Annotated in this window: 25 protein-coding genes; 9 read left to right on the top strand and 16 right to left on the bottom strand. The window is 72.0% G+C overall.

Translation table 11 applies throughout. The features are described from left to right. Positions 1-10: 10 nt before the first annotated feature. Complete coding sequence (locus ACZ63E_RS35970; protein ID WP_465340712.1) at positions 11-877, bottom strand: alpha/beta fold hydrolase; 867 nt, start codon at positions 875-877, stop codon at positions 11-13. 67 nt (positions 878-944) lie between these two features. Between ACZ63E_RS35970 and ACZ63E_RS35965 the strand changes: the two genes are divergently transcribed. Next, entirely contained in the window at positions 945-1,688 is a 744-nt protein-coding gene (locus tag ACZ63E_RS35965) for a TetR/AcrR family transcriptional regulator (RefSeq protein WP_465340711.1), read from the top strand. A gap of 100 nt (positions 1,689-1,788) precedes the next feature. Here the strand turns inward: ACZ63E_RS35965 and ACZ63E_RS35960 are convergent, their stop codons facing one another. From ACZ63E_RS35960 to ACZ63E_RS35920, 9 genes are all read right to left on the bottom strand, one after another. Next, positions 1,789-2,427 carry a TetR/AcrR family transcriptional regulator gene (locus tag ACZ63E_RS35960; protein ID WP_465340710.1) on the bottom strand — a complete coding sequence of 213 codons (639 nt, stop codon included), beginning with the start codon at positions 2,425-2,427 and terminating at the stop codon, positions 1,789-1,791. Between the two features lie 91 nt (positions 2,428-2,518). Continuing rightward, positions 2,519-4,210, bottom strand: coding sequence for a flavin monoamine oxidase family protein (locus tag ACZ63E_RS35955; RefSeq protein WP_465340709.1), 1,692 nt, complete (start codon positions 4,208-4,210; stop codon positions 2,519-2,521). Beyond that, positions 4,207-4,962 (bottom strand): carbon-nitrogen hydrolase family protein, encoded by a 756-nt coding sequence (locus tag ACZ63E_RS35950; protein ID WP_465340708.1) that lies wholly within the window; start codon positions 4,960-4,962, stop codon positions 4,207-4,209. The genes ACZ63E_RS35955 and ACZ63E_RS35950 overlap by 4 nt, the downstream gene beginning before the upstream one ends. Next, entirely contained in the window at positions 4,959-6,350 is a 1,392-nt protein-coding gene (locus ACZ63E_RS35945; protein WP_465340707.1) for an amino acid permease, read from the bottom strand. Before ACZ63E_RS35945 ends, ACZ63E_RS35950 begins: the two co-directional genes overlap by 4 nt. A gap of 190 nt (positions 6,351-6,540) precedes the next feature. Next, the gene (locus tag ACZ63E_RS35940; RefSeq protein ID WP_465340706.1) at positions 6,541-7,818 is read right to left on the bottom strand and encodes a sensor histidine kinase; all 1,278 of its coding nucleotides are present in this window, start codon (positions 7,816-7,818) and stop codon (positions 6,541-6,543) included. Positions 7,819-7,820: 2 nt separating this feature from the next. After that, positions 7,821-8,531 (bottom strand): response regulator transcription factor, encoded by a 711-nt coding sequence (locus ACZ63E_RS35935; RefSeq protein ID WP_465340704.1) that lies wholly within the window; start codon positions 8,529-8,531, stop codon positions 7,821-7,823. A 33-nt stretch (positions 8,532-8,564) separates the two neighbouring features. Further along, positions 8,565-9,377, bottom strand: coding sequence for a sugar phosphate isomerase/epimerase family protein (locus ACZ63E_RS35930; protein WP_465340703.1), 813 nt, complete (start codon positions 9,375-9,377; stop codon positions 8,565-8,567). Next, positions 9,377-10,510, bottom strand: a complete 1,134-nt coding sequence (locus tag ACZ63E_RS35925; protein ID WP_465340702.1) for a DUF993 family protein — start codon at positions 10,508-10,510, stop codon at positions 9,377-9,379. The genes ACZ63E_RS35930 and ACZ63E_RS35925 overlap by 1 nt, the downstream gene beginning before the upstream one ends. A gap of 79 nt (positions 10,511-10,589) precedes the next feature. Continuing rightward, entirely contained in the window at positions 10,590-11,630 is a 1,041-nt protein-coding gene (locus ACZ63E_RS35920) for a LacI family DNA-binding transcriptional regulator (protein WP_465340701.1), read from the bottom strand. Between the two features lie 213 nt (positions 11,631-11,843). Between ACZ63E_RS35920 and ACZ63E_RS35915 the strand changes: the two genes are divergently transcribed. From ACZ63E_RS35915 to lpdA, 3 genes are all read left to right on the top strand, one after another. After that, positions 11,844-12,248, top strand: coding sequence for a nitroreductase family deazaflavin-dependent oxidoreductase (locus ACZ63E_RS35915; RefSeq protein WP_465304115.1), 405 nt, complete (start codon positions 11,844-11,846; stop codon positions 12,246-12,248). Between the two features lie 63 nt (positions 12,249-12,311). Next, positions 12,312-13,106: a lysophospholipid acyltransferase family protein gene (locus tag ACZ63E_RS35910; protein WP_465340700.1), complete on the top strand. Its 795-nt coding sequence runs from the start codon at positions 12,312-12,314 to the stop codon at positions 13,104-13,106. A 29-nt stretch (positions 13,107-13,135) separates the two neighbouring features. After that, positions 13,136-14,527 (top strand): dihydrolipoyl dehydrogenase, encoded by a 1,392-nt coding sequence (lpdA, locus tag ACZ63E_RS35905; RefSeq protein WP_465340699.1) that lies wholly within the window; start codon positions 13,136-13,138, stop codon positions 14,525-14,527. A gap of 20 nt (positions 14,528-14,547) precedes the next feature. Here the strand turns inward: lpdA and ACZ63E_RS35900 are convergent, their stop codons facing one another. Beyond that, positions 14,548-15,000 carry a GNAT family N-acetyltransferase gene (locus ACZ63E_RS35900; RefSeq protein WP_465340698.1) on the bottom strand — a complete coding sequence of 151 codons (453 nt, stop codon included), beginning with the start codon at positions 14,998-15,000 and terminating at the stop codon, positions 14,548-14,550. 138 nt (positions 15,001-15,138) lie between these two features. On the opposite strand from ACZ63E_RS35900, the gene ACZ63E_RS35895 reads away from it, so the two are divergent. The 3 genes from ACZ63E_RS35895 (at position 15,139) to ACZ63E_RS35885 (ending at position 18,856) form a co-directional block, all read left to right on the top strand. Further along, positions 15,139-16,023 carry an NADP-dependent oxidoreductase gene (locus ACZ63E_RS35895; RefSeq protein ID WP_465340697.1) on the top strand — a complete coding sequence of 295 codons (885 nt, stop codon included), beginning with the start codon at positions 15,139-15,141 and terminating at the stop codon, positions 16,021-16,023. 135 nt (positions 16,024-16,158) lie between these two features. Then, positions 16,159-18,057: a S8 family peptidase gene (locus ACZ63E_RS35890; RefSeq protein ID WP_465340696.1), complete on the top strand. Its 1,899-nt coding sequence runs from the start codon at positions 16,159-16,161 to the stop codon at positions 18,055-18,057. Between the two features lie 64 nt (positions 18,058-18,121). Then, positions 18,122-18,856, top strand: a complete 735-nt coding sequence (locus tag ACZ63E_RS35885; RefSeq protein WP_465340695.1) for an SDR family oxidoreductase — start codon at positions 18,122-18,124, stop codon at positions 18,854-18,856. On the opposite strand, the gene ACZ63E_RS35880 is transcribed toward ACZ63E_RS35885, so the two are convergent. After that, the gene (locus ACZ63E_RS35880; RefSeq protein WP_465340694.1) at positions 18,853-19,860 is read right to left on the bottom strand and encodes an SDR family oxidoreductase; all 1,008 of its coding nucleotides are present in this window, start codon (positions 19,858-19,860) and stop codon (positions 18,853-18,855) included. The genes ACZ63E_RS35885 and ACZ63E_RS35880 overlap by 4 nt on opposite strands. Positions 19,861-19,930: 70 nt before the next feature. On the opposite strand from ACZ63E_RS35880, the gene ACZ63E_RS35875 reads away from it, so the two are divergent. After that, positions 19,931-20,809, top strand: coding sequence for a LysR family transcriptional regulator (locus ACZ63E_RS35875; protein WP_465340693.1), 879 nt, complete (start codon positions 19,931-19,933; stop codon positions 20,807-20,809). A 68-nt stretch (positions 20,810-20,877) separates the two neighbouring features. Here ACZ63E_RS35875 and ACZ63E_RS35870 read toward each other — a convergent pair whose 3' ends face one another. Both ACZ63E_RS35870 and ACZ63E_RS35865 read right to left on the bottom strand, forming a co-directional pair. Continuing rightward, positions 20,878-21,399: a nucleotidyltransferase domain-containing protein gene (locus tag ACZ63E_RS35870; RefSeq protein WP_465340692.1), complete on the bottom strand. Its 522-nt coding sequence runs from the start codon at positions 21,397-21,399 to the stop codon at positions 20,878-20,880. Beyond that, positions 21,396-22,835, bottom strand: coding sequence for a peptide ABC transporter substrate-binding protein (locus tag ACZ63E_RS35865; protein ID WP_465340691.1), 1,440 nt, complete (start codon positions 22,833-22,835; stop codon positions 21,396-21,398). The genes ACZ63E_RS35870 and ACZ63E_RS35865 overlap by 4 nt, the downstream gene beginning before the upstream one ends. Positions 22,836-22,938: 103 nt before the next feature. Between ACZ63E_RS35865 and ACZ63E_RS35860 the strand changes: the two genes are divergently transcribed. Further along, positions 22,939-24,273, top strand: a complete 1,335-nt coding sequence (locus tag ACZ63E_RS35860; protein WP_465340690.1) for an LVIVD repeat-containing protein — start codon at positions 22,939-22,941, stop codon at positions 24,271-24,273. 4 nt (positions 24,274-24,277) lie between these two features. Here ACZ63E_RS35860 and ACZ63E_RS35855 read toward each other — a convergent pair whose 3' ends face one another. Both ACZ63E_RS35855 and ACZ63E_RS35850 read right to left on the bottom strand, forming a co-directional pair. Continuing rightward, positions 24,278-24,655: a GNAT family N-acetyltransferase gene (locus ACZ63E_RS35855; RefSeq protein ID WP_465340934.1), complete on the bottom strand. Its 378-nt coding sequence runs from the start codon at positions 24,653-24,655 to the stop codon at positions 24,278-24,280. A gap of 202 nt (positions 24,656-24,857) precedes the next feature. Continuing rightward, positions 24,858-26,435, bottom strand: coding sequence for a glycoside hydrolase family 13 protein (locus tag ACZ63E_RS35850; RefSeq protein ID WP_465340689.1), 1,578 nt, complete (start codon positions 26,433-26,435; stop codon positions 24,858-24,860). Positions 26,436-26,457 lie beyond the last annotated feature (22 nt).

The following is a 26,457-nucleotide window of genomic DNA, read 5'->3' as shown; positions in this document are numbered from 1 at the left end:
TCTTGACGCGCTATTGACCCGTCACGCGCCCGATCGCGTCGGCGATCCGCGGCCAGACCGCGCGCGGCAGGTTGTGGCCCATACCCGGCACCACGACCAGCTCCGCGCCCGGGACCGCCGCCGCCGTCGCCTTGCCGCCGCTGACGTTGATCAGCGGGTCGGCGTCGCCGTGCACGACCATCACCGGCAGCCGCACGTCACGCAGCCGGGACGTGCGGTCGCCCGACGCCATCACCGCCGCCGCGTGGCGCAGCGTGCCGACCGGGTGGCGGGCGCGGTCGAAGTGCAGGGTCGCCTTGGCCAGCAGGAACGCCTCGTCGTCCGGGTAACCGGGGGAGCCGAGGCTCCGGTAACCCTCGACGCTGTCGGCGAGCGCCTGCTCGCGCGTCGTCGCCGGCGGGCGCGTCAGCACGGCCAGCGCCCACGGCTCGGCCTGCCCGACCGACGGGTCGCCGGTGGTCGACATGATCGAGGTGACCGAAAGCAGCCGGTCCGGATGCTCGATGGCCAGCTGCTGGACGATCATCCCGCCCATCGACGCGCCGACGACGTGCGCGCGGTCGATGCCGAGCGCGTCGAACAGCCCGATCGCGTCGCGGGCCATGTCCGACAGCGTGTACGGCGCCGTTGTCAGGTCGCCGGCCGCCAACGCCGCCAGATCCGGCGCGGGGAGGTCGTCGAGCCACGTCGAGAGGCCGACGTCCCGGTTGTCGTAGCGCACCACGAAGAACCCGCGGGCGGCGAGCAGCTCGCAGAAACCGTCCTCCCAGGTGATCATCTGGGCGCCCAGGCCCATCACCAGGACCAGTGGCGGCCGGTCCGGATCGCCGAACGTGTCGTACTCGAGCTCGAGACCGTTGGCCTGTGCGCGTGCCATGCCCCGATCTTGCCGTACCCGTGCGGAGCTGGCACCGGAACGGCCCGTGCGGTTACCGTTACCCCCCATGCCGACCTCATCCTCGGGCACCGGACAGCGCCCCCGGTCACGGGCCGCCGCGGGTCTGCCGGCGCTCACGGCCGACCGGATCGTCAGCGCGGCGACGACCCTCACCGGCGAACGCGGCCTCGACAACTGGACGCTGCGGGAGCTCGCCCGCTCGGTCGAGGCCTATCCGGCGGTGATCTACCACCACGTCGGTGACCGGGACGCGGTGGTGAACGCCGTGGTCGACCGGGTGGTCGGCCTGCTGGAGCTGCCCGGCGGCGAGCTGCCGTGGCAGGAGTGGTTCACCGAGCTGCTGGCGAGCCTGCGCGCGGTCCTGCGCGCCTACCCGGGCTGCGCGAGACGCCTCGCGTTGTTCGGCCCATCCGTCGAGGCGGCGACGCGCAGCATCGACGCCGGTGTCGGGGTGCTGTTGAAGGCCGGCTTCGGCCGCGAGAGCCCGATGGCCTATAACCTGCTGCTGATGACCGCGTGCCAGTTCGTCGCGATGGAGGACGACCGCGACGGCGCGCTCGCGCTGCGGATCGACAACACCGAGGCGTACGCGGCGTACCGCCAGCGCGACGACCTGCCGGGGATGGCCGAGCTGGGCTCGGCGATGCACGACCTGATGGGCGACCCCGATCTCGCCGCGGGCTATTACGCGCAGCTCTACGACTACGCCGTCCGGCGGTGTCTCGACGGGCTCGCCTGCCGGCTGGACGAACTACACGAATCGGACGGCGAGGGGTTGACAGCGACTTGACAGTGCTCCGGCGTACCGTGAGCGTGCGTCGGTGGTTCGTCCATCGACCCGGAGCCCCTGGCGCCCTCCTCCCCCTCGTGGCGCCGGGGGCTTCGGTCTTTCAGGCCTCGGTGCGCGGCGGCTCCTGCTGAATCGCCGGGAAGATCTCGCCGACCAGCGTCACCAGCGACTTGGACAGCAGCAGGTGCACCTGCTCGCGGGTCAGCGACCCGCGCACGAGCCACTCGCGGCCCGCCGACTTCACCATCCCGCCGAACGCGCGCACGAGCGCGTTCAGCTCGGGGCCGTGCTCGCTCTCCCGGGACAGCCCGACGGCTTCGAGCACGCGGTCGGCGGACTCCCGGTCGGCCTCTTCGAGGATCCGCTCGACCTCGAGGTCGCGGCCGATGCCCTCGGGCGCGATCGCGGCTAGCCACATCCGCTCCTGGCTGGTGACCATGTCGAGGAACCATTCGATGGCGACGTCGGCCCGCAGTTCCAGCGGCCCGTCCGGCAGGATTTCGACGGCCAGCCGCGGCACGGTCAGCGCGCGCCGGATGATTTCCAGGTACAGCTCGCGTTTGGTGCCGAAGTAGTGGTTGATCAGCCCGCGCGCGACACCGGTCGCGGCCGCGATGTCCGAAGTGGACACTTCGGAGTAGGGCCGGTCACCGAACAGCCGCGCCGCGCAAGCGTAGATCTGTTCCCTCCGCTCGTCCGGTTCCAGTCTTCGCCATCTCGGCGCCGGCTCGGTGTTCATCCTCCCATCGTCGCATGAGCCGTTGCGCCGGGCAGGGCAGCGCGCACGATGCCGGTGGTGCGGGAGGCCGCGTACCACGATCGGGGCACGGTCAGTCCGGCAGCGTGATCGGCGCGATGTCGGCGAACCCGTCACCCGGACCCGGGTTCGCGCCGTGTGTCTCGCCGCCGAAGTGGTGCAGCACGCCCCACACCGCGTTCAGCGCCGTCTGGACCGCGCCTTCGGCCCAGCCCGCCGTCCACGAGATGTCGTCACCCGCCAGGAACAGTCCCCGGTAGCGGGACGGCAGCGAATCCTGCATGAAGTGCGTGAAGAGCCGGTGCTGGTAGCGGTAGTGCCCGGGCAGGTTCGCCTTGAACGCGCCCATGAAGTGCGGTTCCGCCTCCCACGACACGGTCACCGGGTCACCGGTGATGTGCCGCCGCACGTCGACGCCGGGGTAGATCTCGCGCAGCGACTGCAGCATCACCTCGACCCGCTCGCCCACGGTGAGCGGCAGCCACTTCAGCGAGTCGTCGGCCCAGGTGTAGGACAGGCAGATCACCGCGGGCCGGTCCGGGTCGTCGCCGAGCAGGTAGGTGCCGCGCGGCATCCGGTCGGTGAGCGTCATGCTCATCGTGTCGCGGCCGTTCACCGGGTCGGGGTCGAGCCAGAACGGCCGGTCGACCGGCACGAACACCTTCGACGACTCCATGTAGTGCGTGCGCTCGATCGCGGTCCAGTGGTCGATCGGGAAGAGCGCTTCGTCGCATTCGATCTTGGACAGCAGCATCCAGCTCTGCGCGGTGAACACGGCGGCCGGGAACGTCCGGATGCGCCCGTCGGTGCCGGTCACGGTGATGTTGTCCGGCGCGGTCCGGTGCAGCCGCGCGACACCGGGGTGGGGCCGCCCGCCGTGCAGCGTGCTCAGGCTCGTGCCGGCCGGCCAGAAAGCGATTTCGGCGGGTGTGTGCTCCCAAAGCCGTTGCGGCAGCTGCTGGCTCCCGCCGACGATGCTCCGGTGTTCGTCGTCGGCGCCGGTGTAGACCACACGCAGGATTTCCAGGATGGAGTTGGGGAAGTCGGTGTCCCAGCCGCCGGTGCCGAAGCCGACCTGGCCGAAGATCTCGCGGTGGCGGAAGGAGGCGAACGCGGGGGAGGCGCACAGGAAGCCGTAGAACGTCTGGTCGTCCAGCCGCGGGACGAGCTCGTTCCACAGCCGCTTGATCGTCTTGGCGTCCCGGTCGCGGATCGCGGTCTGCATCTCGGCGAACGACGCGTGCTCGGCCAGCGTCCGGTCCCAGGCCGCGGCGACGTCGCGGAAGACCTCCGGCAGCTCGGCCGGCGTGCGCGCGTAATGGCTCTGTCCCTTGAGGTCGACGACCGTGCTCGGCGTCTCCGGCGCCAGCGGGTTCGGGAACGGCGTGGTCTCCAGCCCGACCTTGTCGATGTAGTGGTACAGCGCGGTCGACGCGGGCGGGAAGCGCATCGCGCCCATCTCGGCGACGACGTCGTCCGGGTAGCCGGGGAAGCGCACACTCCGCAGCCGGCCGCCGATTTCGGCGATTTCGTAGACCACCGGCCGCAGGCCCAGCTTCATCAGCTCGTACGCGGTGACGATGCCGGAGAGGCCACCGCCGATCACCGCGACCTCGGTGCCGTGCCGGCCGGCGGGCAGCGCGCCCAGCCCGGCCGGGTGCGCGAGGTAGTCGTCGTAGGCGAACGGGAAGTCGGGGCCGAACATCGTGATCGGGCGGCCCGCCGGTTCGTCGTGGTGGATCGCGGTGGGCAGGGCGGAGGTCATGCGGTGGTTCCCCGGTACAGGTCGGGCCGTCGGTCGGCCAGGTGGGTGTTTTCCGCTCGTGACGCGAGCAGCGCGGCACGGTCGACGTCGGCGGTGAGCAGCTCGGGCCCGGCGCCGGCGCGCGCCAGCACTTCGCCGGTCGGCGCGACGACGCAGGAGCGTCCGCAGTACGTCAGCTCCTGCTCGGTGTCACAGCGGTTCGCGTAGGCGACGAACAGCTGGCTTTCGTAGGCCCGCGCGGGCACCAGCGTGTCGGCGACGAGGTGGTACGGGCTCATCAGCGCGGTCGGCACGACGAGCAGTTCGGTGCCGGCGAGCGCGTGGGCGCGGACCAGCTCCGGGAACTCGACGTCGTAGCAGATCAGCAGCCCGACCCGGACGCCGCCGACGTCGGCCTGCACGACGGCTTCGGCGCCGGGGGTGAACCACGCCTTGTCGAGGTCGCCGAACAGGTGCGTCTTGCGGTAGTTGGCGAGCCGCCGCCCGGTGTTGCCGACGAGCTGGACGCTGTTGTAGACGTCGCCGCCGTCTAGTTCGGGGTAACCGTAGACCAGCGCGGTGCCGGTTTCCTTGGCCAGCTGGGACATTCGCGCCGCGGTGGGGCCATCGGCGGGCTCGGCGAGCTCACGCGTGCGCGCGCCGATGTGGTAGCCGGTGGTGATCATCTCGGCGGCGACGACGAGGTCGGCGCCCGACGCGGCGGCGGCGCGGGGGAGGTCCGTGACCGGTCCCTGGTGGATCGCGACCTTCATGCCAGCCTCGACCTCCGGATGCCGTAACCGAAGTAGATCACCAGGCCGAGCGCCATCCAGCCGCCGAAGACGACCCACGTGGCGCCGTCGAGGCTGAGCATCATGTAGCCGCAGCACAGCACGCCCAGGATCGGCGTGACCGGTGAGAACGGTACGCGGAACGAGCGCGGCCGGTCGGGCTGGCGGCGGCGCAGCAGCAGGACGGCGACGTTGACCAGGCCGAACGCGAAGAGCGTCCCGATGCTGGTGGCGTCGGCCAGCTTCCCGAGCGGGATGAACGCGGCGAGGGCGGCGACGAAGCCGGACACCACCAGGGTGTTGACCCGCGGGGAGCCGGTCTTCTCGTCCACTTTGGACAGGACGCCCGGGACCAGGCCGTCGCGGGACATCGCGAACAGGATGCGCGTCTGTCCGTAGAGGACGGTCAGCACCACGCTGGAGATGGCCACGATCGCGCCGACGGCGAGCAGCCCGGCCCAGAAGGGGTTGTCCGACACGACCCCGAGCACGTGCGAGAGCGCGGCCTCCTGGCCGTCGAACTGCTGCCACGGCAGCGCGCCGACCGCGGCGACGGCGACCAGGCAGTACAGCACCGTGACGATGCCGAGGGAGAGCAGGATCGCCCGCGGCAGGTCGCGTTGCGGGTTCTTCGCCTCCTCGCCGGCGGTCGACGCGGCGTCGAACCCGATGTAGGAGAAGAACAGCTTGGCGCCGCCGGCGCTCAGCCCGGCCAGCCCCAGCGGCAGGAACGGTGTGAAGTTCTTCGCCTTGACCGCGGTGAAGGCGATCGCGCAGAACAGCACCAGCGTGCCGATCTTGACCACGACCATGATCGTGTTGGCCCGCGCGCTTTCCTTCGCGCCGGACAGCAGCAGGAGCATCGCGAGCAGCACGACGAGGATCGCGGGCACGTTGACGACCCCGCCGGAGCCCGGCGGCTGGCTGAGCGCGTCCGGGATGGCGAAGCCGAAGGCCAGCCGCAGCAGCTCGTTGAGGTACTGCCCCCAGCCGACGGCCACCGACGCCACCGAGACGCCGTACTCGAGCACCAGACACCAGCCGCAGACCCAGGCGACCAGCTCGCCGAGGGTCGCGTACGCGTAGGAGTACGACGAACCGGACAGCGGGATCATCCCGGCGAGCTCGGCGTAGGAGAGTGCCGAGAACAGCGCGGTGACGCCGGCGAGCACGAACGAGAGCACCACGGCCGGCCCCGCCACCGGGACGGCCTCGCCGAGCACGACGAAGATGCCGCTTCCGAGCGTCGCGCCAATGCTGAGCGTGGTGAGCTGCCCGAGGCCGAGCGACCGCTTCAACGTGCCATGATCACCTTCGGCGACGAGGTCGGCGACCGGTTTCCGCCGCACCGTCGCGGCTCGCAGAGTCATGCCGACGACCGTATCTGCCGCCGTGGCCGCTGATAACAGGGGAACATTGCGCAAAAAGATGAATCACAGGTGATTCATTGCACAACACGAACGAATCGTGGCGAATCGTTCCGCCCGGCCAAGCTCCGAGCTTTCACGTGAAAGCGATCCGGAGAGCCCCTCCAGGTAGCTTTCACGTGAAAGCTCGGGGTCACGGGTCGGCGGTGGGGAGGAGGAGGGTGAACGTCGGCGGGTGGGGGCGGCTCAGGCGGAGCCGGCCGCCTTCGGCCTCGGCCAGGCTGCGGGCCAGCCGCAGGCCGATGCCGTGCCCGGTCGCCGCGGCCGCGAACGGGTCGGTTTCGCCCAGGTCGGGACCCTCGTCGGCGACGTCGATGGCCAGCGCGTCGCCGACGTCGCGGGCCACCACCGTCACCGTGCCGCGTCCGTGCGTCGCCGCGTTGTCCAGCAGGACCCCGAGCACCTGGCGGACCGCCGCGGCCGCCACTCGGGCCGGCGGCGGGTCGTCGCGGGTGAGCCGCAATGCGCGTCCGTGCGGCTCCAGCAGCGCCTCGCCGGCCTGGCGGATCTCCTCCAGGAGCGCGTCGAGGTCGAGCTCGGCCCGCGGCGCCCGGCGCTCCCGGCCGAGCGCCAGCAGGTCCTCGATGGTGCGTTCCAGCCGGTCGGCGGACGCGATCCCGGCGCGGATCGCCGCGTGCGGGTCGGCCCCCGGCGTCTGCAACGCCGCTTCGAGCTGCAGGCGCAGCCCGGTCAACGGGGTCCGCAGCTGGTGGGACGCCTCCGCGGAGAACGCGCGTTCCCGCTCCAGGGTCTCGCCGATCCGGGCCGCGGTGGCGGCCAGCGCCTCGCCGACCCGGTCGATCTCGGCGATCCCGGCCCGCGGGCCGCGCGCGGTGAAGTCGCCGTCGCCGAGCTGCTCGGCCGCGCAGACGAGCTCGTCGAGCGGCCGGACCAGCCGCGTGGTCAGCCGCCGGGCCATCAGCAGGCTCGCCCCGACCGCCGCGACGGCCAGCCCGGCCATGCCGAGCCAGGTCAGCCCGATCCGCAGCCTCAGGTCGGACACCGGCAGCGCGGCCCGGACCACGCCGGTGGTGCGGGCCCCGCTGAGCACCGGGACGGCCAGGACCAGCTCGTCGTCCTCACGGCCGGTGACGACGTCCGTCGTGGCGCTCGCCGCCTGCCGCTCGAGCGCGCCGGCGACGGCGGGTCCGTGCCCGGCGAGCAGCCGGCCGTCCGGGGAGTAGATCCCGACGTCACCCTCGGCTTCGTCGTCGGGCGGGGGCGCCTGCGGCGGCAGCCCGGCGTTCAGCTCGTGGGACACGGCCAGCGCGGCGGCGTCGGCGGCCCGCTCGAGGTCGGACATCGTGTCGTCGCGGTAGTACTTCATCACCGCGAAGCCCAGCGGCAGCGCGAAGAGCACGGTGGCGACCAGGGCGGCGAGCACCGTCAGCGAGATGATCCGGCGGCGCACGCCTACCCCTCGGCGAGGGTCCGGGCCGGGTCCTCCAGCCGGTAGCCGTGCCCGCGCAGGGTGGCGATCCGCGGCACCTCGGTCTCCGGCCCGGCCGCCGACGCGAGCTTCCGGCGGACCGCGGCGATGTGCACGTCGAGCGTCTTCGTCGAGCCGTACCAGTGCGCGTCCCAGACCTCGGCCATCAGGGTCTCGCGGCTGACCGCGACCCCGGGCTGCTCGGCCAGCCGGGCCAGCAGGTCGAACTCCTTGGCGCGCAGCACGACTTCGTGTCCGCCCAGGGTGGCGCGGCGGCCGGCGATGTCGACGGTCAGCTCCCCGATGGTCACCGGCGGCCGTGCGCCGGCCGGCGCGCCGCGGCGCAGGTGCGCCCGCACCCGGGCCAGCAGCTCGCCCAGGCGGATCGGCTTGGTGAGGTAGTCGTCGGCCCCGGCGTCGAGGCCGACGACGACGTCCATCTCCTCCTGCCGCGCGGTGAGGATGACCAGGACGGTGGCGGGCAGCGCGGCCCGCAGGCGGCGGCAGACGTCGACGCCGTCCAGGTCGGGCAGGCCGAGGTCGAGCAGCACGAGGTCGAACTCGCCGGCTTCCGCGGCCTGCAGGGCCGTGCGCCCGTCACGCCGCCAGCACACCTGGTGACCGTGCAGCCGCAGGGTCGATTCGAGCACGCTGCCGATCGCCGCGTCGTCTTCCACCACCAGCAGATTCGGCATGCGCGGAGCCTACGTTCCCCGTCGCCGGAACGCTCAGGCCACGTGCCGCTCGAACGCCGCGACGGTTTCGGCGAGCACCTCCGCCCCCGGCCGGGCCCACAGGCCCGCGTTGAACACCTCGACCTCGATCGGCCCGGTGTACCCCGCGGCTTCGACGTGGTCACGCAGGTGGCGGTGGTCGATCGGGCCGTCGCCGGGCAGCGCGCGGCCGAGCAGCGGGTCGGGCAGCGGCACGAGCACGTCGCACACGTGGAAGCCGGCGATCCGGCCGGCCGCGGCGGCGATCGACGTCTCGATCCGCGGGTCCCACCAGACGTGGAACTCGTCGACGATCACGCCGACCTGCTCGGCGGGGTGCTCGACGGCGATCGCCAGCGCCTGTTCCACAGTGGACAGCACCGACCGGTCCGCGCACTGCATCGGGTGCAGCGGCTCCAGGCCCAGCCGCACCCCGCGTTCGCCGGCGTAGGGCGCGAGCTCACCCACGGCGTCCGCCACCCGCTGCCGGGACGCCGCCAGGTCGCCGCCCGCGATCCCGCCGACGACCAGCACGAGGACCCCGGCGCCGAGCGCGGCGGCTTCGTCGATCGCCTCCCGGGTCTGCGCCACACCGTCCACAGGGGACCCTTCCGGTGTCACGCCGGTGAAGAACCCACCGCGGCACAACGACGAAACCCGCACCCCGTGGTCCTTCAGCAGCCGCGCGGCTTCGTCGACGCCGGTTTCGGCGACCTTGTCCCGCCACAGCCCGATCCAGCCGACGCCGGCGGCCGCGCACCCGGCCACCGCTTCGGGCAGCGACCAGGCCTTGGTGGTGATCTGGTTGAGGCTGAACCGCGGGTCCATCAGCCGACCCCCGCCGCCTGCAGCAGCGGCCGCATCCGCGCCTCGGCCCGCTCGGCGTCGGCGAGCACACCTGCCTCGTCGGCGAGCCGCAGCAGCGTCGCGAGGTGGGTGATCGTGCGCGCGGACTCGCTCCCGGCGAGCATCCGGAAGTGCTCTTGATGACCGTTCAAGTAGGCGAGGAAGACGACGCCGGTCTTGTAGTGCCGGGTCGGCGCGCGGAAGATCTCGCGCGCCAGCGCGACGGTCGGGTCGAGCAGGGCGTGGAACCCGGCCCGGTCGCCGTCGTCCAGCCGGCGCAGCCCCGCCGCGGCGACCGGCGCGATCGGGTCGAAGACGCCGAGCAGGGCCTCGCTGTGCCCCCGCTCGTCACCCGCGATGAGCTCCGGGTAGTGGAAGTCGTCCCCGGTGTAACACGCGACGCCGGCCGGCAGCGCCCGCCGGAACTCCGTCTCGACGTCGGCGTCGAGCACCGAAACCTTCACCCCGGCCACCGTGGCGGCGTGCTCGGCGCAGAGCGCGGCCAGCTCGCGGGCCGCGGCGCGGACGTCGCCGTGGCCCCAGTAACCGGCCAGCGCGGGGTCGAACTGCTCGCCCAGCCAGTGCAGCAGGACCGGGCCGCCCGCCTCGGACAGCAGTTTCCCGTAGGCCGCGTGGTAGTCCTCGGGGCCCGCGGCGGCCGCGGCCAGCGCCCGGCTGGCCATCACGACCGGGACCGCGCCCGCGCCGCCGACCAGGTCGAGCTGCTCACGCCAGGCGTCCACAATGGACGCGAGGCCGGCCGGCCCGGCCGGCAGCTGGTCGGTGCCGACCCCGGCGCACCACCGGCGGCCGGCGGCGGCCGCGCCGGTGCGGGTGACCAGCTCCCGGGTCGTGGCCCAGTCGAGGCCCATGCCGCGTTGCGCGGTGTCCATCGCCTCCGCGACGCCGAGCCCGCACGCCCAGAGGTGCTCGCGGAAGGCCAGCGTCGTGTCCCAGTCCACGGCGCCCGGCTCGTCGGCCAGCGCGTCGGCGACAACGTGCGCGGCGGCGTAGGCGATCCGCGACGACGGCGGCGCGCCCGCCGGCTCGGGCGGCGGCGGGCCGGACGGCGCCCAGTTCGCGAGCCCGCCGCCGGGGACCGGGAGCTGGAGCATCGGAAACCTCCGCACGTCAGAAAGCGCTTTCTGAATCCACGGTAGGGCCTGCGCCAGGACGCGACAAGGCCCGACCGGGTCAGCGCTTCGGACGCGCGGTGCTCTCCCGCAGGACGACCTCGCCGGAGAGCCGGACCGTCCGCGCCCGGGTGCCGCCGGCGCCCTTGATCGCCAGGTCCATCGCCCGTTCGCCCAGCTCTTCCAGCGGCAGCCGCACGGTGGTCAGCGCCGGGGCCAGGTCACGGACCACCGGGATGTCGTCGAAGCCGGCCACCGAGATGTCGCCGGGCACCGACAGGCCCTCCTCGCGCAACGCCGTCAGCGCGCCGATCGCCATCACGTCGGTGACGGCGAAGACGCAGGTCGGCAGCTTCCGCTTGCGGCCGGCGAGCAGCCGCTTCGTCGCCTCGTAACCGCCGTCGCGGGTGAAGGCCGCCTCGACGACGTCCTCCTCACGCAGGGTGATGCCGTGCTCGGCGAGCCCGTCGCTGAAGCCGGCCAGCCGGTCGATGACCGTGCTGAGCTGCCGCGGCCCGGCGAGCACCGCGAACCGCTTGTGCCCCAGCCCGGCCAGCGCCTTCGCCAGCGCCGCGGCGCCACCCTTGTTGTCCGGCTGCACGGTGTCGATCTTCAGCCCGCGGTGCCGGCTGACCGCCGCGACCTGCCCGCCGCCCCGGCGGTAGGGCTCGAGCTCGGCGGCCATCGCGCGTTCCCACGCCCGGTCCTCGAACGCCGAGCCGATCAGCAGGATCGCCGCGGCCCGCTGCGCGCGCAGCGTCGAGACGTACGCGACCTCGCGGTCCGGATCGCGGAACGTCCCGGCGAGCATCACCAGCAGCCCGTTGTCGGTGGCCACGCGCATCACCCCGCCGGCGATCGCGGCGAAGTAGGGGTCGCTGACGTCGTGGCAGATCACGCCGACCGTGCGGTGCGTGCCGCCCGCGAGGGCCTGCGCGTGCGCGTTCGGGGCGTAGGCCAGCTCGGCCGCGGCGGCGGAAACCCGTTCCCGCAGGTCGGCGCGGACGGACGCGGTGCCGTTGAGCACCCGCGACGCCGTTGCGAGGGAGACGTTCGCGCTGCGTGCCACGTCTTCCAGTGTCACGTGCGGCCGGGCCTTCATGGCTGGCTCCTCCAAGGGTCGGTCTCGGTGTCCGCGTGCTCGGTCGGTGCAATCTACTGGGCGGGGGGTGGGCGGGGAGAAGCCGCTGGCCGGGGGACCCGACCCGTTCGAGTGAATTGACGGAAGATCGGCGGTGTCGTGTGCGTTGTAAACAAGGAGAACGTTCAAGTAGTGGGTACGCCACTGCGGATCGACCCCGAAAGGACACACCCCATGCTGTTCGGTGACGAGCACGTCCGCCGCTACGAGGAGACCGACGGAGAGGTCGGCCACGAGTGGAAGGAAGGCGTCCCGACGCTGGTGCTGACCACGAAGGGCCGCAAGACCGGCCAGGAGCGCAAGTTCGCCCTGATCTACCAGGAGATCGAGGGTGACGTGGTCGTCGTCGCCTCGAAGGGCGGCGCGCCCAACCACCCCGGCTGGTACTTCAACCTCGTCGAGCACCCCGAGGTCGGCGTCCAGGTCGGCGCCGACCGCTACCGCGCCCGCGCCCGCACGGCGGCCGGCGAGGAGCGCGCGAAGCTGTGGGACGCGCTCGCCGCCGTCTGGCCGGACTACAACGAGTACGCGAAGAAGACCGACCGCGAGATCCCCGTGGTGGTTCTCGAGCGTGTGTGATCTGCGCCGCGTTCGGCGCGCGCGGGGGCCGATCCGGCCGGTCGTCGGCTACGAATGACAGTCATGGACCGCTGGACCGCCCTCGACACCGAGGGTGAGCTGCTCACCCGACGCCAGATGATCGCCTACGGCCGGCGCTTCGCCCGCGCCGGCCGGGGCGCCTGGTACAGCTTCGCGATCGAGGTCGTCTGGCAGCTGCTCGTCCAGACGACCCGCTTTCGCGTGCGCGGCTCGCGGCACATTCCGGACAGCGGCGGGGTCGTGGTGGCGTCGAACCACCTGTCCTTCGCCGACCCGACGACGCTCACCGCGTTCTGCCTCGCCGCCGGCCGGGTGCCGCGGTACCTGGCGAAGGCGTCGCTGTGGAACCTGCCGGTGGTCCGCTCGGTGATGCGGTCCGGGCGGCACATCCCGGTCTACCGCGGCGCCGCGACGGCGTCGGAGGCCTTCCGCGACGCGGTCAAGTCCGTGCGCGAGGGCGAGTGCGTCGCGATCTTCCCGGAAGCGACGTTCTCGAAGGACCCGGCCGGCTGGCCGATGCGCGGCAAGACCGGCGCCGCGCGGATCGCGCTGGAGACCGGCGCGCCGGTGGTCCCGGTGGCGAACTGGGGCACCCACCACCTGCTGCCCGCGACGGCGTGGCTCCCGCGCGGGCTGCCGCGCAAGACCGTCGACCTCGTCGCGGGACCGCCGGTCGACCTGGCGGACCTGCGTGACCGCCCGCTCACCCGCGAGGTGCTGGAGGAAGCGACGGCCCGGATCATGGCCGCCGTCACGGCGTTGCTGGGCGAGATCCGAGGTGAAGTCCCTCCTGTGGAGGGTAACTCCGCCTTCCTCCCCACCACCACCCTCAACTGAGGCGCTTCGCGCCGCTGTAGATTCGAATCATGAGTGCACAACACTTTGATGTCGTCGTGCTGGGCGCCGGGGTCGGCGGATACGTCGCGGCGATCCGCGCGTCCCAGCTGGGGCTGAGCGCCGCGGTGGTCGAGGAGAAGTACTGGGGCGGCGTGTGCCTGAACGTCGGGTGCATCCCGTCGAAGGCGCTGCTGCGCAACGCTGAACTGGCGCACGTCGTGACGCAGGAGGCGAAGGCGTTCGGCATCTCGTCCGACAGCCCGATCCGCGTCGACTACACGGCCGCCTACGAGCGCAGCCGCAAGGTCGCCGACGGGCGCGTCAAGGGCGTGCACTTCCTGATGAAGAAGAACAAGATCACCGAGTTCGACGGCCACGGCACGTTCGTCGACGACCACACCCTCGAGGTGAACGGCTCGCGGCTGACGTTCGGCCACTGCATCATCGCCACCGGGGCGACCACGCGGTTGCTGCCGGGGACGTCGCGTAGTTCGCGGGTCGTGACATACGAAGAGCAGATCCTCTCGAGCGAGCTCCCGTCGAGCATTATCATCGCCGGCGCGGGCGCGATCGGCGTCGAGTTCGCCTACGTGCTGCACAACTACGGCGTCGACGTGACGATCGTCGAGTTCCTCGACCGGATGGTGCCGCTGGAGGACGCCGAGGTTTCGGCGGAGCTCTTCCGGCGGTATCGGAAGCTCGGGATCAAGGTGCTGACGTCCACCCGGGTCGAGTCGATCGATGAGTCCGGATCGTCGGTGCAGGTGACGGTGTCCTCGGAGAAGAACGGGCAGCAGGTCCTCTCGGCCGACAAGGTGCTGCAGGCGATCGGGTTCCAGCCCCGCGTCGAGGGGTACGGGCTGGAGAAGACCGGCGTCGCCTTGACCGACCGGGGTGCGATCGCGATCGACGGCCGGGGGCGGACCAACGTTCCGCACATCTTCGCCATCGGTGATGTGACGGCGAAGCTGATGCTGGCGCACGCTTCGGAGTCGATGGGTGTGGTGGCGGCGGAGACCATCGCCGGTGCGGAGACGATGGAGCTCGACTTCCCGATGATTCCGCGGGCTACTTACTGCCAGCCGCAGATCGCGAGCTTCGGGTGGACCGAGGAGCAGGCTCGTGCTCAGGGGTTCGACGTCCAGGTGGCGAAGTTTCCCTTTACCGCCAATGGGAAGGCTCAGGGGCTGGGGGATGCGGGCGGGTTCGTCAAGCTGATCAGCGACCGCACCCACGGCGAACTGATCGGCGGTCACCTGATCGGGCCGGACGTCACGGAGCTGCTGCCGGAGCTGACTTTGGCTCAGCAGTGGGATTTGACGGTGCACGAGGTGGCTCGGAACGTGCATGCGCATCCGACGCTGGGGGAAGCGGTTAAGGAAGCGGTGCACGGCCTCGCGGGGCACATGATCAACATGTAGCCGGTCGGTCGCGGGAGCGGTCAGGGCGCCGGTGAGCCCGGCACGTCGAAACGGAGCTCCGGCCGCTCCCAGCGCACCTTCGGTGGTTTCGGCGGGATGGTGCCGGTGCGTCGTGCGCCCATGCGGAGGTAGAACTCCAGCGCGGGCGGGTGCGAGACCACGCGGATGCTGGACATGCCGTTCTTGCGGGCTTCGCCGAGCATGTGGGTGACCAGAAGCCGGCCGATGCCGAGTCGCTGGGCGTTGTCGGCCACGAAGAGGATGTCGAGTTCGTCGCCCCGGAGTGCGTAGAAGCCGCGAAGCTCACCGTCGGTGGCGGTGAAGGTGGGGTTGGCGGTGATGTACGCCGGGGTGACTTCGTAGCCGTCCAGGATGGACGCGTAGTCGCCTTGGTACGCCGAGGAGGCGTGCATCAACGCGGTCAGGGCACCGGCCTGGGCGGTCGTGGCGCGGTGGATCTCGAGCTGCCCCATGCCGTGAGCCTACGATGAGGGCGTGACGGACTTCGAACGGCTCCGGAAGATCTTGTCGCGCAACAAGATCCTCGTCGGGTCTTGACTTCAACATAGGTCGAAGTATCAGGCTGAACTCCGACAAACCGGAGGGAAGCCATGAAAGCCGCAGCGTTCACCGAGTTCGGCGGGCCCGAAGTGCTGAAAGTCGTCGACCTGCCCGAGCCGCATGCCGGGCCCGGGCAGGTGCGGGTGCGCGTCAAGGCCGCCGGGGTGCAGCCGTACGACGCTGCCGTGCGGGGTGGGTGGGAGCCGCCCGGGCTGGAGCTCGGCTGGCCTCGCGTGCCCGGCAACGAGTTCGCCGGCGTCATCGACGAGGGTGACGGCGTCGGCACCGAAGTCCTCGGCTTCACCGCCGTCCAGGCCGCCGCCGAATACATCGTCGTGCCCGCCACCGACGTCACGCCGAAGCCGCCCGAAATGCCGTGGGAGGTCGCCGGTGGGTTCAGCGCCGGTACGCAGACCGCCTCCATCGCCCTCGAAGTGCTGCGGCTGCGGGCGGGGGAGACCCTGCTCGTGCACGGCGCCGCCGGGTCGGTCGGGACCGCCGCCGTCCAGCTCGCCCGGCTTCGGGGCGCCCGGGTGGTCGGCACCGCGAGCGCGGCCAACCAGGACTACCTGCGCGAGCTGGGCGCCGTCCCGGTCGTCTACGGCGAAGGGCTGAAGGACCGCGTCGCGCCGCTGGGGATCGACGTGGTCCTCGACGGTGCGGGCGGGCACGCTCTTGATGTCTCACTCGAACTGGTGAAGGACCGGACGAGGATCCTCACGCTCGTCGACCATGGACGGGCCACGGAGCTCGGGGTGCTCGTCTCGAAGTCCGGACGCTCGGCCGCGCGTCTCGCGGAGCTGGCGGCCCTCTACGCCAAAGGCGACTTGCGGTTCTTCGTGCGCCGCACTTACCCGTACACCGAAGCCGCCGCGGCACATCGGGAAATCGAGACCGGGCACGGGCGCGGAAAAATCGTTCTCACGTTTCCCTGATCGTTCCACCATGTGGACGACCGGACGTTCCCGACTTTGGTCGCTGGTCCGCCGCACGGTCACTACTTAGATTCTCCCCAGTACACCGGTCGGGTGTCATTCGGTCGAGCGACCGAGTACTCCAGGGAGACATCGATGGTGAGATTCAGCCGGGTCGCCGCGCACGCGGTACCGCTGACGGTCGGCGCGTTGCTGCTGACGACGGGGGTTTCGGCGGCGCAGCCGTCCACGGTGGACGCGGCGACCGCGCGCACCGAGGCGGGCATCAACGCGCTGCAGAGCATCAAGAAGAGCCTCAGCCCCGCGGAGCGCAAGCAATCGAGCCAACTGGTCGTCGAGAAGCGGTTGCGCGCCGACCGTTCGCTCGCCGCGAAGCTGCCCGAGTACCGCTCCGGCGTCGGCGTGAGCACCGCCGGCACGGTCGCGGTCGACATCGCCGCGCACGGCCAGGCCGTCGCGAACGCCGTCCGGGCCGCGGGCGGCACCGTCCGCTTCGCCGCGCCGGACGGCGCCGTCCGCGCCGACCTGCCGCTGTCCGCCGTGGACACGATCGCCGGGCGCGCCGACGTCACCGACGTCAAGCCCGCCGCCCAGGCCACGACGTGGCACGAGCCGGGCAACCGCGACGCCGGCGTGACCGCCGCGGTGCAGGCCGCGACCCAGGTGTCCGAAGGCGACAAGGCGCACGGCGCCGACACCGCCCGCACGACCTACGGCGTCAGCGGCTCCGGCATCAAGGTCTGCGTGCTCTCCGACGGCGTCGACTCGCTCGCGAAGTCGCAGAGCGCCGGCGAACTGCCCGCGGTGGACGTCCTGTCCGGCCAGAAGGGCAGCGGCGACGAGGGCACCGCGATGCTCGAGATCATCCACGACCTCGCGCCGAACGCGACCCTCGGTTTCGCGACCGCGTTCACCAGCGAAGCCAGCTTCGCCGCGAACATCCGCGCGCTGCGCACCACCGGCCACTGCCAGGTCATCGTCGACGACGTCGCCTACTTCGACGAGTCGCCGTTCCAGGACACGCAGGTCGCGCAGGCGGTCAACGACGTCACCGCGGCGGGGGTCCTGTACTTCTCCTCGGCGGGCAACTCGGGCAACGCGACCGACGGCACCAGCGGCTACTACGAAGGCGACTTTCGCGCATCGTCGACGAAGATCACCGGGGTCACCGGCACCCCGCACGACTTCGACCCCAGCAGCACCACGCAGAACTTCGACGCGCTTTCGGCGGGCTCGCTCGGCAAGCCGGTGACGCTGTTCTGGTCCGACCCGTGGGGCAAGTCCGCCAACGACTACGACCTGTTCATCCTGAACTCGGCGGGCAGCGTCGTGGCCTCCAGCGAGAACGGCCAGTCCGGCTCGCAGAACCCGTACGAGGTCGCGAGCGTGCCGACGACCGGCTCCGGCTACAAGGTCGCGGTGGTCAAGTACAGCGGCGCCGACCGGTTCATCGCGCTGAACGTGATCCGCGGCCGGTTCGTGGCCTCGGGTTCGCTGAAGGCGTTCAGCACCAACGGGGTCACGAACGGCCACTCGTCCGCGGCGAACGCGTTCAGCGTGGCGGCGGCCCCGGCCGGACCGGCGTTCGGCCGTCCGCTGGAGACCGGTGACCCGGCCAACCCGGCCGGCCCGTACCCGGGCCTGTTCAGCGCGTCGAGCAAGTGGGAGCGGTTCTCCTCCGACGGCAAGCGTCACCTGTTCTACAACGCGGACGGCACGGCGATCACGCCGGGCAACGTGTCCTCGACGGGCGGGACGACGCGGAACAAGCCGGACATCACGGCGGCGGACGGTGTGGCGACCTCGGTGACCGGCTTCCAGCCGTTCTTCGGGACGTCGGCGGCGGCCCCGCACGCGGCGGCCATCGCGGCGCTGCTGCTCTCGGGCAAGCCGACCGCGACCCCGGCGCAGATCCGCAGCGCGCTGGTGTCGTCGGCGATCGACCTGGGCACGCCCGGGTTCGACACGGTGACCGGCAACGGCGTGATCATGGCCGGCCCGGCCCTCGCCGCGCTGGGTGTCCAGCCGAAGTAAGGGCGCGTTCGCTGACGAAGAGGGCCCGGTGTTCGCCGGGCCCTCTTTCGTTAGGGTCGGGGGCATGGCGAAGACGGCGGTGGTGACCGGGGCCGGATCGGGCATCGGGCGGGCGGTGGCGCGGGCTCTGCTGGCGGACGGCTGGTCCGTCGCGCTCGCCGGACGGCGGGCCGAGGCGCTCACGGAAACCGCCACCGGGTACGACGACGCGCTCGTCGTGCCCACCGACGTGTCCCGGGAAGACTCCGTCGCCGAGCTGTTCGCGGCGGTCCGTGCCGAGTGGGGGCGGCTCGACCTGCTGGTCAACAACGCCGGGATCGGCGCGGCGGGCACCATCGCCGACCTGGCCGTCGAGGACTGGAAACGGACCGTCGACGTCAACCTCACCGGCATGTTCCTCTGCGCGCGGGAGGCCGTCCGGCTGATGAAGGACCAGGACCCGCGCGGCGGCCGGATTGTCAACAACGGCTCGATCTCCGCGCACGTCCCGCGGCCCGCGAGTGTCGCCTACACCGCGACGAAGCACGCCGTCACCGGGCTGACGCGGTCGATCTCGCTGGACGGCCGGGCCTGGAACGTCGCGTGCGGGCAGATCGACATCGGCAACGCCGCCACCGAGATGACCGAGCGGATGGCGGCGGGCATCCCGCAGGCCGACGGCCGGGTGATCGCCGAGCCGACCTTCGACGTCCGGCACGTCGCCGACGCGGTCCGGTACATGGCGGGGCTGCCGCTGGACACCAACGTCCAGTTCCTCACCGTCACGGCGACGACGATGCCGTTCATCGGCCGCGGTTAGGGGATCACCCGCGCCTTCCGGAACTCGTCGAAGAGCCGGTAGAACATCTGCTCCGTCTCCACATAGGAATGGAAACCCGCGCGGCGCGACTTCGACGTGTCCGCGAACATGTCGTAGTCCCAGCCGAACACGAAGTCGCCGAACGCCCACGAGCTGGAAACGTCCTGATAGGACGCGGCCAGGCCGTGCCGCTCCATCATGGACGTCCACAGTGGAGCCTTGTCGGCCATGACGTCCACAAGGGACATCCGCAGCGGTGGCGCGACCTCCAGCCCGAAGTACGCCGCCAGCTTCGGCCACAGCTCGCGCCAGCGGAACAGGTCGCCGTTCGCGATGTTGAACGCGCCTTCGTGGCCGGTCGCCCAGATCGTCGCGTCGGCCAGCAGGCCCGTGTCCGTCATCTCCAGCAGGCTGTCGTACGCGCCCGGCTTGCCCGGGAACCGCAGCGGCAGCCCGAGTTCCTTCGAGATCGACGCGTACACCGCGATCACCAGCGCCAGGTTCATCGGGTTGCCCAGCGCGGTGCCACCGACCACCGACGGGCGGATCGCCGACCACGAGCCGCCGCGCCGCTCCAGGAACCGCTGCTGGTCGACGTTGAACTCCGGCGGCAGGTGGCCCGCGTCCGTCTCGCGCGCCGGGGTCTTGAACGGCCCGAGATGTGCGCCGTAGACCTTGTACCCCTGCATCAGGCTGACGTGCTCGAGCCGCGACGGCGCCAGCGCTTCGACGACGTTCGTCAGCATCGCCAGGTTCGGCGCCACCAGCTCCGCCCACGTCGGTTTGTCCTGGTAGGCGGCGTAGAAGAGGTGCGTCGTGGCGGTCAGCGGGCCGACCTTCGCCCGCGTGTCGGCCGGGTCGAGCAGGTCGACGGCGACATTTCCCGGGCCGCCGCGGCGCGACAGGCCGACGACGTCCCAGCCGCCGTCCGCGCGCAGGTGCTCGACGAGGTTCTGGCCGATGATGCCGTTCGCCCCGGCCACCAGGGCTGTCTTGCGTTCCATGAGACCAGCCTGCGCACGCTGGAGAGATAAGTCCAAGGCTTAGTTATCACGTCAGCGATAAGCTGTGTTCATGACAAGCCTCCGGCAGCTCGAGTACCTGGTCACGGTGGTCGACACCGGCTCGTTCACGCGCGCCGCGGAGCAGCTGCACGTGACGCAGCCCGCGCTGTCGCACCAGATGCGGGCGCTCGAGCAGAGCCTCGGCGGGCCGCTGCTGGAACGGCTGCCGCGCACCGTCCGGCTCACGCCGATGGGCCGGGCGATGCTGCCGCACGCGCGGGCGGCGCTGGCCGACGCCGAACGCGCCCGCTGCGCCGCGCGGCTCGCGTCCGGCACGACGGCGGGGGAGCTGCAGGTCGCGACGGTGTACTCGGTGAGCCTCGGGGTGCTGCCGCCGGCGTTGCGCGTGTGGCGGCGCGACCGGCCGGACGTCGACGTCCGGCTGATCGAGTTCCGGCACGCCGACGAGTTGCGCGACGCGATGGCCGTGGGCGAGGCCGATGTCGCGCTCGGCCCGCGGCCGTCCGGCTGGGCCGGCCCGGTGCGGGAGCTGGGGGTGGAGGAGTTCGTGGTCGTCCTGCCGGCGGACGGCGCGTCGGAGGACACCACGACGGGCGTGGTCGACCTGGCCACGCTGGCCGACTGCGCGTGGGTGCACTACGCGCCGGGCAACGGCCTGGCCGAGCTGGTCGACACGACCTGCGCGGCGGCGGGCTTCCGCCCCCGAGCGGCGGTCCGCACCGAGCAGACGGCGGCGGCCCCGATCCTCGCGGCGGCGGGCCTCGGGCCGGCGCTGGTCCCGGCGAACGTCCTCCCGGCGCGGTTCGACGGCCGGGTGCTGCGCCCGAGTGTGCCGGTCTGCAGGACCCTGGTCGCCTACACCCGCGCGGAGCCGGACCCGCTGACCGCGGCGTTCATCGAGACCCTCGTGGAGCACGCCACGGTGTAGAGCCGGGCGGCGCCGAGCACGGGCAGCGCCGCAGCGCCCATCGAGACCCTGGTGGAGCACCCCACGATCTAGAGCCGGTCGAGCCAGGGATGGCCCGGCTCCAACGCCGTCGCGAGCCAGCGGCGCTGAGCGTCGTCGAGCACCGGCAGCACTTCAGCGAAATCCTGCTCGTCCTTGGGCCGGGTGCCGCGGGCCTTGGCGAACAGCTGGATTTCCGGTTCCAGATAAGGGATCCCGTCCGCGGTGACCGCACCCAGCTCGGCGGACTCGTCGAGCATGATCTGGATCCGCCACGGCGCGGACGCCGACGGCCGGCACCAGACGTCGGCGACCCCGCGCGGCAGGAGTTCGCCGCGCCGCCAGGGGCGTAGCGTGCCCTGCGGGTCGGCCGCCCACCACTCCCACGTCGGCAGCGCCTCCTGGACCGCGAGCTGGTCGCGGCGGAGCAGCAGGACGTCGACGTCGCCGTGCTCGCGGAACGCGTGCCCGACGGCGAATTCGATCGCGTATCCGCCCGCGATCCACCACGGCACACGCATCTCCGAAAACAGCGCCGCCACTTCGGCCGGAGAGGCCGGGTCCCAGCTCACGAGACCGAAATCCCGGCCAGTACCGGACCGGTGAACGGCGTCGTCTTGACGTCGTGGGTGCGGGACGACCAGACCGCGTGACCGTGCCCGGACCACAGCGGGGCCGCCGGAAGGTCGCGCAGCAGCTGGTTCTCCGCCAGCCGGTACAGCTCGCCCGCCTCCTCCGGCGTCGCCGCCGCGTCGGCCAGCGCGAGGTTCTGGCGGAACACCTCGTCGGTGTAGCCCGACTCGGCCGCCAGCTCGGACAGCAGTTCGTACGGGCTCGCCGTCGCCAGACGCACGTCGACGGCGGCCGGGCCGTCCAGCGCGCCCGCCGCTCGGGCCTGCGCGGTCACCGAGACGTCCAACGCCTTGTGCAGTCCCACCACCAGACTGCGTGTCCACTCCTCGGCGTCGGGTCCGAAGTAGACGGTCGCGCCGCCCGGGAAGGCCGCCTGCTTCAGCAATGCCTTGCCTGCCGCCGCGTCGAAACTGCATGGGCGGCACGTGCCGGAGCGTTCCCCCGGCGCGTCCGCCGGGGGCAGCAGCGCCTTGGCCGGGTCGACCTGGTGCGCGAGCGGCCCGGCTTCGAGGGCCGCACGGTCGACGCCGAGGGCGAAGCCGTGACGCACCGTCGCGTCGGCGAAGCGGGGGTTCGTCACCGGGAACACCAGGTAGGCCGCTCGCGGCAGGTCCCAGGTCGCGTGGCGGTCGCCGAACTCGTGCATCGCCTCGTGCTTCTCGCCGGGGACCTCGGTCGCGAGGTCGAGCGTGCCCGCTTTGACCTCGTCGTACTGCGCGGCCGGATCGCCGACGTGCAGCTCGATCTCCTCGGCCTTGCCCTCGCCGACGCGCTTGAGCGTGCCGCCCGACCCGGGCTTCCACGGCCCGTCGAGGCGGTACGGGCCGTTGCCGACCGGCGCCGCGGCAAACCCGGTCCAGTCGCGGGACGCCAGCACCGACGCGGGCAGCGGCACCAGGCCGGGCGCCGACAGCAGGGCGGGCACCTGGCCGGACGGCCGGTCGAGCGTCAGCGTGATCGTGTCCGGAGTGGACGCCGTGATCTCGCGGGCGCGCAACAGCTTCGTCAACACCGGCGCGGAAGCCCATTGCGAAGCGGCAACCGCCTTCCAGGTGTCCACATAGGACTGCGCGGTGACCGGCGTGCCGTCGTGGAACTTCGCCGGCCGCAGCTTGACCGTCCAGTGGACCCGGTCGGCGCTCGCGATCGACTCGGCCGCACGCGGTGTGACCTTCCCGGACGCGGCGTCGTAGTCGGCGAGCGGGGTCCACAGCGCGCCGGTCACCAGCCGGCCGGCCTGGTCGGTGACGTCGGCGGGCAGCAGCGTCGCGGGCTCCCGGATCCCCGCCGACAGGACACCCGGGCGGGCCGGGTCGGATCCGGAACAGCCCGTGACGGCGAGAGCCAGGACGACGGCGAGGGCGAGCAGGCGCATGGGCCAGTCCTACCAGTCGGATGCAAACCAAAGACGGTTGTGTCCGGTTGATCTCCACCGTACCGTTCGGTTGGTCACGCTTCGAGCGTTCTGGGAGGTTCGCGTGCGCACCTGGTTACGAGCGTGCTTCGCCGCCGTCACCGTCAGCGCCACGCTGGTCGCGACCGGGCTGCCGGCCGCCGCCTGCGGCGAGGACGACAAACCCGCTGCTCCCGCCGCCCGCACCCTGGGCGACCCGGGCGCGGTCAAGAACGTCAAGGCGGTCGGCAACGTGCCCGACGCCGCCGGCGCCATCTCGATCAACTTCCTCGACTACGGCCGCCGCGACGTGATGGTCGTGTCCGGCGAGTTCGGGCTGAAGGTCTACGACCTGACGAAGAACCCGGCCGCGCCGAAGCTGGTCGGGCAGGTCAGCCTGCCGGGCCTGTGGGAGACCGAGGACACCGAGGTCGACCAGAACCGCAAGCTCGTGTTCCTCTCCCGCGACCCGCGCGCGTTCGCGGGCAACACGCACACCGGCGAGTCCGGCATCTACGTCGTCGATGTCGCGAAGCCCGAAGCGCCGAAGATCATCAGCTACGTGAAGGCGCCGGCCGGGCACACCACCAGCTGCGTCGACAACTGCCGTTACCTGTGGACGGGCGGCCCGGCGAAGGCCGACGACCAGCCGGCCGACTGGGGCGGCCGGCCGATCTGGGTCACCGACATCCGCGACCCGCGGCACCCGAAGGTGGACCCGCGGCCGATCGAGCTGGCCCGCAACGACGGCAAGACCGACTACGTGCACGACGTCCAGGTCGACGACAACGGCGTGGCCTGGGTGTCCGGGCGCGGTGGGGTACGCGGCTACTGGACGAACGGGATCCACCGCGACCCGGTTTCCGGGAAGATCCGCCGCGCGACGGCGCACGAGCCGGTGCCCTACGCCGGTGGCGGCATCGCCGAGACGGCGGCGCCCTCGCGCTTCATGCACAACAGCTTCCACCCGGCGGGCCACCGCATCGGCGACGGCGCGTGGCGCGGCCAGGACCTGATCTACGCGACGGAGGAGAACTTCGTCGACGGCTGCGCGGGCGACGGCGTCCTGACGATCTCGTCGCTGAAGGGCTCCTACCACGGCGAAGGCTGGCGGTCGACGCCCGAGCAGCCGTTCCGCCTGGAGAGCGTCGGCACCTGGGGCGTCAACGGCCAGGAAGGCAGCGACCCGGCCTCCGACGACTGCTCCGCGCACTACTTCGACGTCCGCGGCAAGATCCTGGTGCAGTCGTTCTACGCGCAGGGCACGCGGTTCCTCGACGTCAGCGACCCGACGAACCCGCGCCAGATCGCGTACTACCGCCCGGGCGACGCGAGCGCGTGGGCACCGTACTGGCACGGGAAGTACGTGTACGTGGCCGACAACGCGCGCGGGGTCGACGTCCTGCAGCTCACCCTGTAACGGCTCAGGCGGTCGGGCACCAGAAGCGCAGCCGCCCGGCCGCGCTGACGTCCGTGAAGACCCCGCCGTTGCGCTCGATCACGCGGCGCGAGGCGTGGTTGTCCGGGGCGCAGGTCAGCAACGCGCGGTCGATGCCCGCGCCGCGCGCTTCGCCCAGGACAGCGCGCAGCAGCGTGGTGGCGTGCCCCCGGCCGCGAGCCGTGGGCCGGATGTCGTAGCCGATGTGGCCGCCGAACTCGGGCAGTTCCCCGGTGAGCCGGAGGTTGAGGCGGGCCCGCCCGAGGAAGTGCGCGCCGGCGACCCACCAGTACACGCGGTGCGTCGGCGTGGCGGTTTCTTCGGTCCAGCGCCGGAACGCCGCCGGGTCGGCGAGGACGTCCAGCCGGAGATCGGTGTGCAGTCCCTCGTCGTGAAACTCGCGCAGGGCGTCGAGGAACGATGCGTGGCAGCACGTGCCGGGGACGTCAAGTGGGGCTCGGACACCCCCTCGACGATCGCGGACCTTGGGAGCCGGCGCAAAACGTCTTCGGGTGATCCACCGGAGGCCGCCGCCGAGTTCGCTCGGCGACGGCCTCCGGTGCGTCCTAGCCGCGCAGCCAGACCGCGGTGTCGGTGGGCAGGGTGTCCGTGACCTCGCCGCTGGCCAGGAGGAGCTCGCCCGCCGGGAGCGGGACCGGGGTGTCCGAGAAGTTCAGCGCGAACGTGAACCCGGACCCGATCCGGAACGCCAGCACCCCCTCACCCAGCGAGAGCCACTCCAGCTCGCCCGCCGGCAGGTCCCGGCGCAGCCGCAGGCCGTTCCGGTACAGCGACAGCATCGACGCCGGGTCCGCCGCCTCCGCTTCCGCCGAGTAGTCCTTCCACTCGCTGGGCTGGGGGAGCCACGCGCCGCCGGAGCCGAAGCCGAACGGCGCTTCCGAACCCGACCACGGGATCGGGACGCGGCAGCCGTCCCGGCCCGGGTCGGCGCCGTTCGTGCGGGCCCACACCGGGTCCTGGCGCAGCTCGTCCGGGATGTCCAGGACCTCCCAGAGCCCCAGCTCCTCACCCTGGTAGACGTACAGCCCGCCGGGCAGCGCCAGCGTCAGCAGCGCCGCCGCGCGGGCCCGCCGGGTGCCCAGCTCCCGGTCCACCGGCAGCTCGTGCAGCCGGTTCGCGAAGCTGAACCCCGTGTCGCCCTGGCGGCCGTACCGCGTGACGTGCCGCGTGACGTCGTGGTTCGACAGCACCCACGCCGCCGGCGCGCCGACGTCGTCGTGCGCCCGCAGCGTGCGGGTGATGACGTCGCGGAAGCGCCCGGCGTCCCACGGGCAGACCAGGAAGTCGAAGTTGAACGCCGAGTGCAGCTCGTCGCGCCGCAGGTAGCGCGCCGCGCGGGACATGTCCTCGAGCCACATCTCGCCGACCAGCACGCGCTCGCCCGCGTAGCTGTCGGCGATCTTGCGCCACGACCGGTAGATCTCGTGCAGGCCCTCCATGTCGGAGAACGGCGTCTCGTCGCCGTCGTCGACGTCCGGCAGCCGCGCGTCCTTGACGAGGCCGTCGGCGACGTCGATGCGGAAGCCGTCCACCCCGCGGTCGAACCAGAACCGCAGCACGTCCTCGAACTCCGCGCGGATGTCCGGGTTCTCCCAGTTGAAGTCCGGCTGGCGCGAGCTGTAGAGGTGCAGGTACCACTCGCCGTCCGGCACGCGCGTCCACGCGGAGCCGCCGAAGCGGGACTTCCAGTTGTTCGGCGGCTCGGCGCCGTCCGGGCCGCGGCCGGGCCGGAACCAGAACCGCTGCCGCTCGGGGGAACCCGGGCCCGCCGCGAGCGCGGCCTGGAACCACCGGTGCTCGTCGGAGCAGTGGTTGGGCACGATGTCGATGATCACCCGGATGTCCCGGGCGTGCGCCTCGGCGATCAGCTCCTCCGCCTCGGCGAGCGTGCCGAAGAGCGGCTCGATGTCGCGGAAGTCGGCGACGTCGTAACCGCCGTCGTCCATCGGGGACGGGTACCACGGGGTGAACCAGATCGCGTCGATCCCCAGCTGCGCCAGGTGGTCCAGCCGGGCGCGGACACCGGCGAGGTCGCCGACGCCGTCGCCGTTGCCGTCCGCGAAGCTGCGGATGTAGACCTGGTAGATCGCCGCGCTACGCCACCAGCCGGTCTTGTCGGTCACGGAAGTGCCCTCCTAGTAGTCG

Source organism: Amycolatopsis sp. NPDC104819 (assembly GCF_055583145.1).
This window is presented reverse-complemented; position numbering and strand designations above follow the sequence as displayed.

Coding starts and splice junctions, on each gene's coding strand:
- ACZ63E_RS35925 (WP_465340702.1), bottom strand. CDS start 10,510: ATGCTCCAGCTCCCGGTCCCCGGCGGCGGGCTCGCGAACTGGGCGCCG.
- ACZ63E_RS35965 (WP_465340711.1), top strand. CDS start 945: ATGCCGACCTCATCCTCGGGCACCGGACAGCGCCCCCGGTCACGGGCC.
- ACZ63E_RS35900 (WP_465340698.1), bottom strand. CDS start 15,000: ATGGGGCAGCTCGAGATCCACCGCGCCACGACCGCCCAGGCCGGTGCC.
- ACZ63E_RS35930 (WP_465340703.1), bottom strand. CDS start 9,377: ATGGACCCGCGGTTCAGCCTCAACCAGATCACCACCAAGGCCTGGTCG.
- ACZ63E_RS35880 (WP_465340694.1), bottom strand. CDS start 19,860: ATGGAACGCAAGACAGCCCTGGTGGCCGGGGCGAACGGCATCATCGGC.
- ACZ63E_RS35945 (WP_465340707.1), bottom strand. CDS start 6,350: ATGACTCTGCGAGCCGCGACGGTGCGGCGGAAACCGGTCGCCGACCTC.
- ACZ63E_RS35955 (WP_465340709.1), bottom strand. CDS start 4,210: ATGACCTCCGCCCTGCCCACCGCGATCCACCACGACGAACCGGCGGGC.
- ACZ63E_RS35885 (WP_465340695.1), top strand. CDS start 18,122: ATGGCGAAGACGGCGGTGGTGACCGGGGCCGGATCGGGCATCGGGCGG.
- ACZ63E_RS35935 (WP_465340704.1), bottom strand. CDS start 8,531: ATGCCGAATCTGCTGGTGGTGGAAGACGACGCGGCGATCGGCAGCGTG.
- ACZ63E_RS35865 (WP_465340691.1), bottom strand. CDS start 22,835: ATGCGCCTGCTCGCCCTCGCCGTCGTCCTGGCTCTCGCCGTCACGGGC.
- ACZ63E_RS35920 (WP_465340701.1), bottom strand. CDS start 11,630: ATGAAGGCCCGGCCGCACGTGACACTGGAAGACGTGGCACGCAGCGCG.
- ACZ63E_RS35915 (WP_465304115.1), top strand. CDS start 11,844: ATGCTGTTCGGTGACGAGCACGTCCGCCGCTACGAGGAGACCGACGGA.
- ACZ63E_RS35960 (WP_465340710.1), bottom strand. CDS start 2,427: ATGAACACCGAGCCGGCGCCGAGATGGCGAAGACTGGAACCGGACGAG.
- ACZ63E_RS35875 (WP_465340693.1), top strand. CDS start 19,931: ATGACAAGCCTCCGGCAGCTCGAGTACCTGGTCACGGTGGTCGACACC.
- ACZ63E_RS35910 (WP_465340700.1), top strand. CDS start 12,312: ATGGACCGCTGGACCGCCCTCGACACCGAGGGTGAGCTGCTCACCCGA.
- ACZ63E_RS35890 (WP_465340696.1), top strand. CDS start 16,159: ATGGTGAGATTCAGCCGGGTCGCCGCGCACGCGGTACCGCTGACGGTC.
- lpdA (WP_465340699.1), top strand. CDS start 13,136: ATGAGTGCACAACACTTTGATGTCGTCGTGCTGGGCGCCGGGGTCGGC.
- ACZ63E_RS35950 (WP_465340708.1), bottom strand. CDS start 4,962: ATGAAGGTCGCGATCCACCAGGGACCGGTCACGGACCTCCCCCGCGCC.
- ACZ63E_RS35970 (WP_465340712.1), bottom strand. CDS start 877: ATGGCACGCGCACAGGCCAACGGTCTCGAGCTCGAGTACGACACGTTC.
- ACZ63E_RS35895 (WP_465340697.1), top strand. CDS start 15,139: ATGAAAGCCGCAGCGTTCACCGAGTTCGGCGGGCCCGAAGTGCTGAAA.